The organism is Nocardiopsis sp. N85 (genome assembly GCF_028882275.1).
GTDB lineage: Bacteria > Actinomycetota > Actinomycetes > Streptosporangiales > Streptosporangiaceae > Nocardiopsis > Nocardiopsis lambiniae.
The window spans coordinates 146740-160183 of record NZ_JARBUT010000015.1 but is presented as its reverse complement, the minus strand read 5'-3'; the positions used below and the strand labels follow the sequence as shown (position 1 = coordinate 160183).

Here is a 13444-nt window from a genome sequence, read left to right as displayed (position 1 = left end):
CCTGTGGTGGGGTGGGAGAGTAGGTTGCCGCCACGGTTTTTTTTCGGGTTGAGAGCCTTCCGTCCTCTTTTTTTTGGGGGTGGGGGGCTTTCCCTGTGTGTGGGGTTGGTGTGTTGGGGGGGTCGCCGTGGGCGGCCCCCCTTTTTTTGTGTGTGTGGGGTGGTGTGGGGTGGGGGGGTGCTTTTTTTCGTGTTCGGCTGGGTCGTGGTGGTCGGGGGCGGGTTCGCGCCCGTCCCTACCACCGGGCCCCAGCCCATGGCCCGATCCAAAGGGAAAGCGAGAACCCGGGAACGTACCTTCCACGGCTATGGTCGGAACCTGGGAAAGCGGCCCGTCGCAGGTCGGGCTTCGTCTTCACGCCCGGACCGCCCGGGTAGCTCGTGCTCTTTGCCAAGGCCTCTATTTCGCCTCGGGCTGGGACTTTGAGCACTCGGACTTTGGCGGTCCCCACCGACTCCATGACGTAAGCTGGAGGACACGATTACCATGACGCGCTGCTACTGCTCAGTGGCAGCGCTTTTGAGTGTTGACGGACGGGTTGGATGACTGAGGACAGCCGATCGGGAGACCGCGAGGACTCCGGAGCAAACGAGCACAACAGTGGCCGCTCCGGTGCCTCTGACGGTCGGGGACGCGGTGACGGGCCCCGCTCCCGTTCCGGCTATGAGGGCCCTAGAGACGACCGAGGCCGGGATGACCGGCACGGTGGTTTCCGTGGTGACGACCGGAACCGTGGTGGGTACCGCAGCGACCGTCGCGATGACAGAGGCGGCTCCCGCGATGATCGCGGTGGGTACCGCGGGGACCGGAACCAAGACCGTGATCGCGGTGGTTCCGGTGGCGACCGTAACCGTCGGGACGACCGGGGCGGCTACCAGGGTGCCCGTGGCGGCTACCGTAACGACCGGGTTCAGGACGGTGATCGCGGTGGTTTCCGTGGCGACCGTGACCGTCGGGACGACCGTAGTGGTCCGCGTGACGATCGTGGTGGGTTCCGTGGGGACCGTGACCGTAGTGGTCCGCGTGATGACCGTGGTGGGTTCCGCAACGACCGTCGGGACGACCGTAGTGGTCCGCGTGACGATCGTGGTGGGTTCCGTGGGGACCGTGACCGTAGTGGTCCGCGTGATGACCGTGGTGGGTTCCGCAACGACCGTCGGGACGACCGTAGTGGTCCGCGTGACGATCGTGGTGGGTTCCGTGGGGACCGTGACCGTAGTGGTCCGCGTGATGACCGTGGTGGGTTCCGCAACGACCGTCGGGACGACCGTAGTGGTCCGCGTGACGATCGTGGTGGGTTCCGTGGGGACCGTGACCGTAGTGGTCCGCGCGATGACCGCGGTGGGTACCAGGGCCGGGACGACCGTCGCGGTGGTGGATACCGGGGCGACCGTGATCGCCGGGACGACCATCGTGGGGGCGGCTTCCGCAACGACCGGGGCGGTTACCGCGATGACCGTCGTCCTCCCCGTGAGGACCGCGATCCCGCGGACATCGCTCCCCAGCTTCCCGAAGAGGCGACCTACGACCAGTTGGACGCCGACACCAGGCGCGACCTCAACTCTCTGCCCAAGTCTCTGGCCGAACTGGTCGGCAAGCACATCGTCGCCGCGGGTCTGCTCATGGACGAGGACCCGGAGCGGGCCTACGTGCACGCCTCCTACGCCCGCCGCAAGGCGTCCCGTCTCCCGAGTGTCCGTGAGGCCTCCGGTGTCGCCGCCTACACGGTGGGCAAGTGGCAGGAGGCCCTGTCGGACCTGCGCGCCGCACGGCGGATGAGCGGGCGCGACAACTTCCTCGCGGTCATGGCCGACTGTGAACGCGGACTGGGCCGCCCCGAGCGGGCCTTGGAGATCACCGGGGACCCGGCGGCCGAGGCGCTCGACGCCGAGGAGCGGATCGAGTTGCGCATCGTCGCCTCCGGGGCGCGGCGGGACATGGGCGACCCCAAGGGCGCGCTCGCCGAGTTGCAGGTCCCGGAGCTGAAGGAACGTCGGGCCCGGCCGTGGATCGCGCGTCTGTTCTACGCCTACGCCGATGTCCTGGAGGAACTCGGCCGTGAGGAGGACGCTCGCGAGTACTTCTCCCGAGCGGCCGCCGTCGACACCGACGGGGTGACCGACGCCGATGAGCGTCTGGCGACCCTGGAGGGCGTCGAGCTGGTCGATGTCGACCTGGAGGACGGCATCGTCTGGACCGACGCCGAGGAGCAGGACTTCGAGGAGCCGGAAGAGACGCCGTCCGCTCCCACGGTCGAGCTAGGTCGTGACCACGACCGCGACCACCGTCATGTTCGTGACGACGTTCAAGGTGATGACGACGAGGACGTCGTGGACACCGAGGACGAGGAGGCCGTCGAGGCTTCCGACGAGCCCGGACCCGACGATGCGTCGGTGACCGAGCCCGAGCCCGAGCCCGAGCGAGAGTCCGGGACGGTGTCCGGTGCCGGTACCGAGGACGGCGTCGCCGAGACCGAGGCGAGCGGGGAGCCCGACGGTCGTCCCGATGACCGTGACGTCCGGGAGCGTGACTGACCTCGGCACGAGGGCGTGAACCCATGGCACCGTCGGGCGGATCCGAACCGCTCGGCGGTGCCGTCGTGCGTCTGGGGGTCCTTCCCGAGGTCCACCATTCCGTGGTGTGTCTGACCTACCGGGGGGACCGGCCGCTGCTGGTCCGCAACCGCCATCGCGCCTGGGAGTTCCCCGGTGGGCACGCCGAGGAGGGTGAGAGCGTCCTGGACACGGCGCGCCGTGAGGCCGCGGAGGAGGCCGGGGCGACCCTCGGTGAGGTCCGAGTGGCCGGGTACTACGTTCTCTCGGCCGGTCACGTCACCGTCGTCACGCACGCGCAGGTCGTCGACCTGGCACCGCTCACCGGGGAGTTCGAGACGGTGGAGGTCCGGGAGTTCGACGTTCTGCCGTCCGATGAGGAGCTCTCCTGGGCGGACGGGCTCTATGCCCACCTGTTGCTGGTCCTGGGTCTGCCGGGGGCGCGGCCCGTCTGATGGGGCGTTCTCCGAGGCGGACGTGTCAGCCGTCGAGCCGCTTGATGTAGTCGGTCTCCTCGCCGAGAAGGGTGTAGCCGAGCCGGCGGTTGATGGCCAGCATCGGTGCGTTGGCCTCGTGATTGCCGGTGGAGGCGTGGGTGATGCCGCGTTCGCGTGCGCGCAGGAGGGCGACGTGTTTGGCGTATCCGGCCAGGCCGAGTCCCCGGTACTTCCGCAGGGTCCCCGTCATCGACGACTCCAGGCGGGTGCGGCGGTCGGATCCGTAACAGGTGATCCCGGCCGGGGTGCCCTCGTGCAGGAAGACCAGGCTCAGGTCCAGGTCGCTCAGGGGATGGCTCCACGGGCCCTGGAGCCATTCCTCGAAGGACATGAACCCCTCCTCGTGGGCCGGGCCGGGTTCGTCGGCGCTGGTGAGCCGGTCGAGTTCGTAGACCTGCCGGGGAGCGTCGGCGTAGTCGCGGAAGGTCCGTAGTTCGACGCCTGCGGGGGGTTCGGGGGCCGGCGGCAGCAGGGACAGGTCCAGGCCCAGGATGTGGTGGGTGCCCTCTTCCGTGTAGCCGTGCTCCCGTACGACCTCGCGGAGCGGTGCGCTCCCGGCCTGGACGGGCTCGTCGGCGACCTCGGTGCGCAGGACCCGGGCGCCCTGTTCCACCAGGGACGCCTCGGAGGCGGTGATCAGGTGATCCGCCAGGTCGGTGCCTCGGTACGGTTCGGCGATGGAGACGACGAAGGTCAGGCCCCGCGGTGTGGTCCCCTCGGGTGCGGAGAGCAGGGAGCGGAGGAAGCCGACCGCGTTCCCCCGGGGGTCCGCCGCGATGAACGGCCGGTCCTTCACGTGGTCCGACTCGTTGGTCATCCGCCAGCGCACGGCCTCTTCGGTGAGGACCCGGTAGGGGTGACAGGCACGGGCCAGGGGGAGGACCGTGGGGATGTCCTCCACGGCCAGCGGCCGGATCTCGAATGTCATGGCGGCGAGCCTAGGTGAGCCGTGTCGCCTCCCGCACGCGGTTTTCCGGGGGCGGGGGCCGCGGTGGGAGCGGTCGCCGTGAGGTCCGCGGCCGGTCGCCGTTCGGCGAACCGTGGTCCTTCCGTCGGCGCGCGTCCCGCTGCCGGTGCGCCCCCGGGCAGGGAGCGTCGCCCGGATCCGACCGGTGGTCGGGTGACGCCCCCGCCCGGGTCCCGGTTCAGGCCCGGTCTTCGCGTTCCCCGCGCTCGGCCTCGGCGCGTTCCCGTTCCAGGCGGTCGAGCCAGTGCACGATGCCGGACACGTTGGCCTCGGCGCCGCTCAGGGTGTCCAGGACGGCGGCGGCCTCGGGTGAGGCGTCCGGGGGCAGCGGGCGGTAGCGGGTGATCACCTTGTCGCGGACCATGGCGATGGCGTGGTCGAGGTCGCCGACGGAACCGTGTGATTCGCGCACCGTGTCCACCCACAGGCGCAGTTCGGCCTCGGCCCGGTCGATGGTCTCGGAGACCGTGTCGACCGCTCCGAAGTGGGAGAACATCAGACGCTGCGCGTTGATGTCGCCGAACAGGCGCAGGGTGCGCAGGCAGGCCTCCAGGTCGAAGTCCGGCGGGGGCGTGGCGGGTCGGACGTCGCCGGTGAGCGGGTTGTACACGCCCAGGGCGTCGCCCACGTACAGGTCGCCGGTGAGGGTGTCGACCAGGCCCATGTGGTGTTTGGCGTGGCCGGGGGCGTAGTGGGTGACGAGTTGACGGCCGCCGCCCAGGTCGATCTCGCCGGTCTCGGACACGGAGCGGATGCGTCGGGCCTCGGTGGGGCTCATGCGACCGAAGAGGGTATCGAGGCGGTCGCCCCAGACCATGGCGGCGCTGCGCATGAGCCGACCGGGGTCGGCCAGGTGTCGGGCGCCGCGTTCGTGCACGACGATCTCGGCGTTGGGGAAGAGGGCGGCCATGTCACCGGTGCCCCCGGCGTGGTCGAGGTGGATGTGGGTGACGACGATGGTGGCCAGGTCGGCCGGGGCCAGGCCCAGGGCGACGACGGCGTCGTGCAGGATCCGCGCCGAACCGGCGGTGCCGACCTCGACGATGCAGGGGCGTTCGGTGCGGATGAGGTAGCTGGACACGATTCCGGGATAACCGGCGAGCATCGTGTCGATGGCGAAGATGTCGTTGCCCAGGGGGGTGATCCCCTCGGGCAGGCGGCTCACGTCCACGTCGTCGTGCACGGTAGGCACCCCTGTTCCCTCTGGTCGTCGTGGGGTCCGGGAGGAACCGGATCCGAATCCGACTCTAGGACACGCGGGCGGTGATCGCCCGTGTCGGGGCGGGGATCATCGGGCGGCGTCCGGCCGAGGTGGTTTTCCACAGGCGCGATCCGCCTCTTTCGCCGGGGCCGGTGGGCGGTGATCCTGAGTATCGAGAGCGCGCGTCTTCGGCCATCGCGGTCCCTCGGTGCCGCGTACACGCCACGCGTCGTGTCGCTCTTCCCCTCATGTTCGACGCCTCAGGGCTTTGGAGGACACATGCAGCAGGACGGTGCGCGGATCGCGGTGGGGGTCACGGCCCGGCAGCCCGGTTCCGGTGGGGCGGGGCGGGGGTCCCCGGCGGTGGGGGACGTCGGTCCGGGGGAGGCGACGTCCCTTCGGCGGGGGGTCGAGGACGAGGAGCACTTCAACGAGGTGCTGCTGGTGGGGCGGATCACCTCCGAGGCGGTGTTCCGGGAGATACCGAGCGGGGATTGGCTGGCCTCGTGGCGGATCTGTGTGAGCAGGTCTCCCGTGGATGGTTTTCCGGGACGGCGCTCCGATTCGATCTACTGCGTCAGCTTCGACCCCGGGTTGCACACGGAGGTCCGGGAGTGGCGATCGGGTGATGTCGTTCGGGTGATGGGCGGGTTGCGCCGTCGGGCCTGGCAGGGGCGGTCGGGTGTCCGCATCACCTATGAGGTGGAGGCCGGTGCGGTGGAGCTGGTGCGCCGTCATGACCCGGTGGGGGAGTCCGTCGCGGCCCTCGGTGATGGCGGGCCGGTCGCCTCGGCGGTGCCTTTCGCGGTCTCCTTCGGTGAGAGGGATGGGCGGTGAACCGGTGGAGCCGGCTGTCGAGGTCGCGGTCCCCCGCGGTGGTCGCGGCCGTCCGGTCCCGGCGTTCCTGCGTGGTGCGGGGTGTGCGCCGTGCCGTCCGCGCCGTCGTCACGGTGGTGTCGTGCGTGCGTTCCCGGCGCCGGGCCCCTCTTCGGAGTCCGGTGGCGGGTCCGGTGGCCGCCGGCGCACGGGGGTCGTGCTCGTGGCGTGGGAGGTGGCTCGGGCCCGGTGCGCCGCGTTTCCGACCTTCGCACGCGCCGTCGCGCGGTCTGGGGGAAGGACGGGAGCCGTGTGGCACGCCCCCGTCGTCGCGGGACCGTCCTCCCGCGGAAGGCCGCTCCCACGGCGTTCGCCCTTGTTCGTCGGTGCCCCTCACGCCCGGGTCCGGTGGGGTGTCGGGCGCGGGTCGGGCGGGGGCGCGGCCGTCGGGGGAGGACCCATGTGGGCGGGGTGCTCCGCGCCGATCGGCGCCCGGGGAGGTCGGAGGTCGGTCCGGGGCCGGTGGGGTGTCGGACGTGGGTCGGGTGGGGATGCGGGCTCCGGGGGAGGGTGCGCCCGGTCGGAAACGGGAGGGCCGTTGTCCGTCGCCGCCATCGAGGGCCGGGGGTGGCACCGGGCCGGGCGTGGGCCGGATGGGTGACCGGGGGCGTGGATCGTCCCCGCACGGGGAGGCGTTCCGGCCGGGGTGGATGTCGCTGCCGGTGGGGTCACCAGCCCAGGCGGTTCAGGGCGGCGCGTGCGGCCGGGCCGGTCGGGTCCGTCGTCGGGGCTGCCCACACGGCGGCGCACAGTGCGCGCAGGCCGTCCAAGCGGTCGCCGGAACCGGTCAGGGCGGGGGCGCCGTCGATCAGGGTGACGGTCCATCCGCCGCAGCGGGCCCCGTTGTCGAGGAGGTCGACGGCCGGGTGGGTGTGGTTCATGCCCGACACGTCCCAGGAGAGGTAGTCGGGGCGTTGGTGCTCGGGGGCCGCGAGCAGGTCCAGCGGGGTGGTCACCCCCGAGAGCACGAGCAGGCCGGCCGCGCCGTGCACGATGGCGCCCTCGATGTCGGTGTCCAACCGGTCGCCGACGATGAGCGGGTGGCGGGCCCCGGTTCGGCGTATGCCCTCCTCGTGCAGGGGGCGCATGGGTTTGCCGGCGATGACCGGTTCGACGCCGGTGGCGTGTGCGATCACACGGACGAAGGAGCCGTTGGCCGGGGTGGTGCCCCATTCGGTGGGGGCGGTGGCGTCGGCGTTGGCGGCGACGTAGAAGGCGCCGCGCGCCACTGCCAGGGTGCCCTGGTCGAGCAGGTCGCGGGTCATGTTGCGCGAGTAGCCCTGCACCACGGCGACCACGGAGTCGGTGGCCACGGTGACCGGCTTCAGGCCCATGCGGCGCACCGCTTGGCGCAGACCGGTGTCACCGACCACGAGGACCTCGGAGCCGGCGGGGTGGCGTTGGGAGATGAGGCGGGCGGCGGCCTCGGCGGAGGTCACCACGTCCTGCGGGGTGGCGTCGACGCCCAGGTGGGTGAGGTGTTCGGCGATCCGGGCGGGGGTGCGTCCGGCGTTGTTGGTCACGAACGCCACCCGTGCGCCCGCGGCGCGGGCCTTGTCGATCGCCTCGGGGGCGGCGGGCACGGCGTGCGGGCCGATGTAGACGACCCCGTCCAGGTCCAGGAGCAGCGCGTCGTGGATCGTGCTCAAGGGGTGCTCGGCGGCGAGCAGGGACATGGCGGCGGACCCGTTCCGTGTGGTGGCGGTGGACGTCCTTCAGGGTACGGCCCACCTCCTGAGAGGAGGGAGCGGGCGCCGCCGGGCGGGGTGTGCGTTGCGTCGCACGGGTTCGGCGGCGGTGTCCGGTGGGTGGTGGCGGTGTTCGCGGCGGAGGTCGGGTGGGTCGTCGCGGGGTCGGTCCGGTCGGGGGTGCCGGTCCGGTGGCCTTCCGGGCCGGGCTCGGGGTGGGGAGGTCGTCGGAGTCCGTGGCGGTGTCGCCGGGCCCGGTCCAGGGGCGGTCGGGTCGTGGGGGAGGGGGTGCGGGTGCGCGGAGCGTCCGGTCGGGCCGTCGCAGGCGGTTTCCTCGTGTGCGCGACGGGTGCGTGTGCTTCCCGGGATCATGTGGTGGCCTCGGGGCTGCGGGGCCTCGGGGTCTCGTGCGGGTGCGGGGGGTGCGCTCCCCGGGGTGGGGGTGGGGGCGACCGCAGGGCGACCGTGCGGGTGACCGTGTGGTGGGGGACGGGGGCGCGCGGCGAGCATGGTCGCATGTTCTCCCGGATCACCATCACGGTATCGCTGGCCACGGCCCTCGTCGTTCCCGCGCCTTCCCCCGCCTTCGCCTCTCCCGGGGCGGAGACACCGCTCACGGCCGAGGCCGTGGACGCGTACGTGGCCGATTATCTGGACGCCACGCCGTTGCCGGGTGCGGCCGTGGCCGTCACCCGGGGGACGGAGGTGGTGCGGGCGGGCGGGTACGGGGTCGATTCCCGCGGTGGGCCGATGAGCGCCCGCACTCCGATGGGGACGGCCTCGGTCGGTAAGGCGTTCACGGCGGTCACCGTCATGGGCCTGGTGGAGGACGGTGCGATCGCCTTGGACGATCCGGTGGTGGCGCGTCTGCCGGAGTTCGCCGTCGACGACCCGCGCGGGGACGAGATCACGGTGCGGCAGTTGCTCACGCACACCTCGGGCATGTCCGATGTCGGGTTCCGGGAGAAGAGCGAGCCGACACCGGGGGATCCGGAGGGTGCGGTGGCCCGGCTGTCCGACGCCGCCCTGGTCGCCGATCCGGGGGCCGAGGAGCACTACCACAACCCGAACTACCACGTGTTGGCGCGGATGGTGGAGGTGGTGGAGGGGCGGCCCTTCGCCGAGGTTCTGGACGAGCGTGTGCCGGTGCCGTTGGGGATGGTCGACACCGTCACCGTGGACACGGCGGAGGAGGTCTTCACGGCGGGGGTGGCGTCGGGGCACGTGTCGGTCCTGGGGCGGGCCGTGGCCCTGCCGGAGCCGGAGGGGTATGTCAACGGTTCGGGCGGCATGGTCTCCACGGCGGACGACATGGCTCGGTGGCTCATCGCCCAGTACAGCGGTGGTGCGGGTCCCGACGGTGGGCGGGTCCTGTCGCCGGGGGGATGGGAGGCAACCCTCGCTCCGCTCGGCGGAGAGGGGCCGGGCGGGGACAGGGCGCTCGGCTGGAGCGTGGGGCGGACCGGGACGGGCGCGCCGCTGATCTCCCACGGTGGAATCGAGTTCACCTATACCGCCCACCAGGCGTTGTTGCCCGAGAGCGGTGTGGGGATCGCGGTCATGACCGGTACCGGTCTGGGGTCCGGGGACGCCGCGAACCTGATGTGGGGGCTGGTCGCCTTGGCCGAGGGGGTGGAGCCGCCGGCCCCGGTCGGGGTGTGGCTCCTGGTGGTGGACGTGGTGCTGGTCGTCTCGATGGGGGTGGTGGTGTTCTTCGCGGTGCGGGGTGTGCGTCGTGCTCCGGGGTGGGCCCTGGCGGTGCGGGGGCGCCGGTGGCGGTTCCCGGTGGGGGCGCTCGGTGCGGCGGTGGTGGTGGCCGCGGCGTTGTTCCCGCACCGGTGGATCTCCGCGTTGGCGGGAGGCCGTGACCTCACGTGGACGCAGGCGTTGTACACGGTGCCGACGTGGGTGGTGTTCCTGGTGGCGACGGTGGTGTGGGCGGTGCGCGTCGGTGTCCTGGTCCGGCGGGCCGCCGCACCGGCGGCGGCCCGGTGAGGCGGGGTCAGCGGTCGGAGGTGTCCAGGAGCCGCATGACCAGTCCGGTGCGCGGTTTGGGGCCGAAGGAGGTGGATTTGCGCGGGGTCAGTTCGCCCTGGGCGGCGATCTCGTAGACCAGGTGGACGTCGAGGGCGGGCACGATGACGGCGGTGCCCTTCTCGTGGTGGGCGGCGGCCACGGCCTCGGCGGGATCGTCGTGGACCATGCGCACCGCCTCCTCGGAGATGTTCCACAGCGGCAGCAGCACCTCGTGGAGGGCGGCGGTGGGCAGGTGGCGCCATGAGGGGGACCGGTCGGGCATGGCGCTGGCCAGGGCGTTCTCGTCGAAGTCGTGTACCAGGTGGGTGTCGCCCTCGGGGGAGGCCAGCAGGAGAGCGGGTCCCTCGACGGTGTCGAAGGCGTGCGCGGACGGCCGGTCGACGGTCTCGACGGCGGCCACGGTCCGGGCCGCGGCGATCGCGTCCTCGGTGCGCAGGCCGGGCAGGACCCGGTGGATGGCGCCCAGGCGGGGCGGGTGGGTGTCGCTGTCCACGAGGAGGGCGAGTCCGTGCCGCCAGCCGGGGTCGGTGTGGGCGGCGCGCAGGCGTCGGTAGGCGGCGTAGCGGTGGTGGCCGTCGGCGATGAGGGCGGAGCGGTCGGCCAGGTCGGCGGCGACGCGGGTGTGGACGTCGGGGTCGGTGATCGCCCAGAGGCGGTGTTCGGCGCCGTCGCGGGTGCGGGTCTCCACCAGGGGCGGGTCGGTGACGGTCTCGGTGGTGATGGAGGCGGCGCCGCCCGCGCCGCGGTAGAGCAGGAAGATCGGTTCGAGGTTGGCCCTGGCGACCCTCATGAGGGTGAAGCGGTCGTGGACCGGGGCGTCGGCCACGTCCTCGTGGGGCAGGACCGCCGATGGGTCCCCGTCCTCGGGCAGGCGCAGGTCCCCGATCAGTCCGCGTTGGCGGCGTCCGTCCGCGGTGACCTGTTCGTAGACGTACAGGGCGGGGAGGGGGTCGAGGGTGAGCACGCCGGTGTCGACCCAGTCGTGCAGGAGCGCGGCGGCGGCCCGGTAGCGGCGTGGCACGGTGCCTTCGGTGCCGTCGGTGCTGTGGCGGCTGAGCTCGAAGGGCAGGGTGACCCGGGCGGCGTTGTGCGGGTCGGAGCGTTGCAGGGCCCGCGCCTCCTCGGCGTCGGGGACGTCGTAGGGCGGGGCCAGCAGACGCGCGAGGTCGAACTCCCCGTCGATGAACCGGTCGAGGTCCCCGTTCGCGTAGCGCAGTCCGCGGAAGGGCGCGAGTTCGAGAGGTTGGCGTGGCATCCCAGCAAGGTACCGCTCGGTCACAGGAGTTTGCGCAGGCGCAACAGGTCGCCCATGCTGGCGTCCACCTTGACGCGGCGGGTGAGGAGGGCGCGGGCCGGGTCCAGGCGGCCTCCGGCGAGGTCGACGAGGTCGTCGCTGGTGACGGTGACGGTGACGTGGACCCGGGGGCGGGGCGCGGGCGCGGTCTGGGAGCGGTGGGTGATGTCGGTGAGGCCTTCGATGGTCAGTCGCATGTCGAACACGGTGGCCAGGTCGGGGACGGTCACGCTCACGGTGCGTTCGCGGATGTGCTTGCGGCGTTCGGCCTCGGGTTCGGCGAGGATGCGCTCGTTGACCTTCGCGATGCCGTCCAGGCATGCGTCGATGCTGTTCATGGGCACATGATGCCCTATGCGGGGCGGGGTGCCCGGATCGTGGCGTCGTTCGACCAAAGGGACGAAGGGGACGGGCTGCCGGTTTCGCGTGTCACGGGCTCCGCGGCCCCGGTAGCGTTGTGCGGGAAACCCCCCACCGCACGGTGCCCCTCCCGCTTCCGGCGCCGTTTCCCCTTTCTTGTGTCCGGCCCGTCAAGGAGTACACGAATCATGGTCGTCGACGCGGTGCGCACGTATCTCGATGCCGCCAATGGCCTCACCGAGCTTTCGCGCAAGGAGGCCGTGGCCGCGGCCAAGACCCTGCTGCGGGCGAGCGGGCCGAGCGCGCCGGTCGGGGACGCGGGCGCGGTCCCGCCCCGGGTGGGTCAGAGCATCCAGGCGCTGGCCGGAGAGTTGTTGGAGACCAGTCGGGCCAACCGGGAGGCGTTGGCCGAGTTGGTCCGGGCCGAGGTGGAGCACCGCCTGGAGCGGATGGACGTGGTGCCGCGGGCCGAGCACGAGCGGTTGGTGCGTCGGGTGGCGGAGTTGGAGCGGCGGTTGGCGGCCCGGCAGGGGTGGGAGCGGCCGGTGGCGGCCCCGGCCCCGCAGGAGCGGGCCGAGGAGACGTCCGTCGCTCCGGAGCCCGTGCCCGCGGCCGTCCTGGAGTCCGCGCCGGTCGTGGAGGAGGGCGCGGACGTGGTGTCCGTCTCCGAGGGGGAGGCGGTGGACGTGACCGGATCGGAGGCTCCGGGGGACACCGCGGCCGGGTCGGACGCCGAACCGGACACCGGGTCGGACACCGAACCGAACGCCGGGTCGGACGCCGGGTCCGAGGAGAAGCCGGGCGCCCGCAAGAAGGCGGCGCCCGCCAAGGGCGCGGCGGCCAAGACCACCCGGGCGCGCGGGGGCACCGCCAAGCGCACCACCAAGGCCCGTAGCTCCACGAAGAAGTAGGGTCGTCGCGGATCGACGATGTCGGGAGGGGCGATGGATCCCAAGGAACAGGCCGAGGTGTTGGCCGCCCGGACGCTGGAGGGCACCCGGGAGCGGTTGGCGGGGCTGGAGGGGTGTCCCACCGCCGGGCACGTGGAGGTCTTCGACTCCCTGCACCGGGAGTTGTCGGGGGTGCTGGGCGCGCTCGATCAGGAAGGCGACCGGCGACCGCCGGTATCGTAGGTGATCATGGCAAAACGTACTCGGCTCGACGCGGAACTGGTCCGTCGCGGGCACGCACGCTCACGCGGCCACGCGGCCGAGATCATCGAGGGCGGTTTCGTGAAGGTGGCCGGGATCGTGGCCTCCAAAGCGGCCACCCAGGTCGGACAGGATCAGCCCATCGTGGTGCGCGCTCCTTCCGACGAACCCCCGTACGTGTCCCGTGGGGCGCACAAGCTCATCGGTGCCCTGGACGCGTTCTCCCTGGACGTCACCGATCGGCGGGCCTTGGACGCGGGTGCCTCCACCGGTGGGTTCACCGATGTGCTGCTGCGGCGCGGCGCCGCCCACGTGACGGCCGTGGACGTGGGGTACGGGCAGTTGGCGTGGTCGTTGCGCAGTAACGACCGGGTGCGGGTGATGGAGCGGGTCAACGTCCGTGAACTCACGCCGGAGATGATCGGTGAGCCGTTCCCCGACCTGGTGGTGGGGGACCTGTCGTTCATCTCCCTGAAGTTGGTGCTCGGTCCGCTGCGCGACGGTGTCGCTCCCGGGGCCGATTTCGTCATGATGGTCAAGCCCCAGTTCGAGGTGGGCAAGAACAGGGTGGGCGCCGGGGGCGTGGTCCGTGAGCCGGAGCTGCGGGCCGGGGCGGTGGCCGATGTGGCCGCCCACGCCCTGACCCTGGGACTGGGCACGGTGGACGTGGTCGCGAGCCCGCTGCCGGGGCCCTCGGGCAACGTCGAGTACTTCCTGTGGTTGCGCGCCGATGCCCCGGCCCTGGACCCGGCCCGTTTGGCGCGGGCGGTGGAAGAGGGCCCGGCTTAGGGCGTGGCACCCTGTCGCAGGGGTCCGGTAAC

At 72.1% G+C, this 13444-nt stretch carries 13 protein-coding genes; 7 read left to right on the top strand and 6 right to left on the bottom strand.

Annotated features, from left to right (window positions below; translation table 11 throughout):
- Positions 1-497: 497 nt before the first annotated feature.
- Positions 498-1601: a hypothetical protein gene (locus PWG71_RS20505; RefSeq protein WP_274811532.1), complete on the bottom strand. Its 1104-nt coding sequence runs from the start codon at positions 1599-1601 to the stop codon at positions 498-500.
- Here PWG71_RS20505 and PWG71_RS20500 point away from each other — a divergent pair.
- Positions 1533-2534: a tetratricopeptide repeat protein gene (locus tag PWG71_RS20500; protein ID WP_274811531.1), complete on the top strand. Its 1002-nt coding sequence runs from the start codon at positions 1533-1535 to the stop codon at positions 2532-2534. The genes PWG71_RS20505 and PWG71_RS20500 overlap by 69 nt on opposite strands.
- A gap of 65 nt (positions 2535-2599) precedes the next feature.
- Positions 2600-3007, top strand: coding sequence for an NUDIX domain-containing protein (locus PWG71_RS20495; protein WP_274811541.1), 408 nt, complete (start codon positions 2600-2602; stop codon positions 3005-3007).
- Between the two features lie 25 nt (positions 3008-3032).
- Here PWG71_RS20495 and PWG71_RS20490 read toward each other — a convergent pair whose 3' ends face one another.
- Both PWG71_RS20490 and PWG71_RS20485 read right to left on the bottom strand, forming a co-directional pair.
- Positions 3033-3977 carry an N-acetyltransferase gene (locus tag PWG71_RS20490; protein ID WP_274811530.1) on the bottom strand — a complete coding sequence of 315 codons (945 nt, stop codon included), beginning with the start codon at positions 3975-3977 and terminating at the stop codon, positions 3033-3035.
- Positions 3978-4194: 217 nt separating this feature from the next.
- Positions 4195-5199, bottom strand: a complete 1005-nt coding sequence (locus PWG71_RS20485; protein WP_274811540.1) for an MBL fold metallo-hydrolase — start codon at positions 5197-5199, stop codon at positions 4195-4197.
- A 297-nt stretch (positions 5200-5496) separates the two neighbouring features.
- Here PWG71_RS20485 and PWG71_RS20480 point away from each other — a divergent pair, with 297 nt between their 5' ends.
- Positions 5497-6054 carry a single-stranded DNA-binding protein gene (locus tag PWG71_RS20480; RefSeq protein ID WP_274811529.1) on the top strand — a complete coding sequence of 186 codons (558 nt, stop codon included), beginning with the start codon at positions 5497-5499 and terminating at the stop codon, positions 6052-6054.
- A gap of 707 nt (positions 6055-6761) precedes the next feature.
- Here the strand turns inward: PWG71_RS20480 and PWG71_RS20475 are convergent.
- Positions 6762-7769: an HAD-IIA family hydrolase gene (locus tag PWG71_RS20475; protein WP_274811528.1), complete on the bottom strand. Its 1008-nt coding sequence runs from the start codon at positions 7767-7769 to the stop codon at positions 6762-6764.
- A 528-nt stretch (positions 7770-8297) separates the two neighbouring features.
- Between PWG71_RS20475 and PWG71_RS20470 the strand changes: the two genes are divergently transcribed.
- Positions 8298-9776 (top strand): serine hydrolase domain-containing protein, encoded by a 1479-nt coding sequence (locus PWG71_RS20470; protein ID WP_274811527.1) that lies wholly within the window; start codon positions 8298-8300, stop codon positions 9774-9776.
- 7 nt (positions 9777-9783) lie between these two features.
- Here PWG71_RS20470 and PWG71_RS20465 read toward each other — a convergent pair whose 3' ends face one another.
- Together PWG71_RS20465 and PWG71_RS20460 are read right to left on the bottom strand one after the other, a co-directional pair.
- Complete coding sequence (locus PWG71_RS20465) at positions 9784-11073, bottom strand: DUF1015 domain-containing protein (protein WP_274811526.1); 1290 nt, start codon at positions 11071-11073, stop codon at positions 9784-9786.
- A 20-nt stretch (positions 11074-11093) separates the two neighbouring features.
- On the bottom strand, positions 11094-11450 hold the full coding sequence (locus PWG71_RS20460) for an SCP2 sterol-binding domain-containing protein (protein ID WP_274811525.1): 357 nt from the start codon (positions 11448-11450) through the stop codon (positions 11094-11096).
- Between the two features lie 210 nt (positions 11451-11660).
- Between PWG71_RS20460 and PWG71_RS20455 the strand changes: the two genes are divergently transcribed.
- The 3 genes from PWG71_RS20455 to PWG71_RS20445 are packed head-to-tail and all read left to right on the top strand — an operon-like array spanning position 11661 to position 13412.
- Positions 11661-12383, top strand: a complete 723-nt coding sequence (locus PWG71_RS20455) for a membrane fusogenic activity family protein (protein WP_274811524.1) — start codon at positions 11661-11663, stop codon at positions 12381-12383.
- Between the two features lie 33 nt (positions 12384-12416).
- Entirely contained in the window at positions 12417-12605 is a 189-nt protein-coding gene (locus PWG71_RS20450; RefSeq protein ID WP_274811523.1) for a hypothetical protein, read from the top strand.
- A 6-nt stretch (positions 12606-12611) separates the two neighbouring features.
- The gene (locus PWG71_RS20445; protein WP_274811522.1) at positions 12612-13412 is read left to right on the top strand and encodes a TlyA family RNA methyltransferase; all 801 of its coding nucleotides are present in this window, start codon (positions 12612-12614) and stop codon (positions 13410-13412) included.
- The last annotated feature ends 32 nt before the right edge of the window (positions 13413-13444 follow it).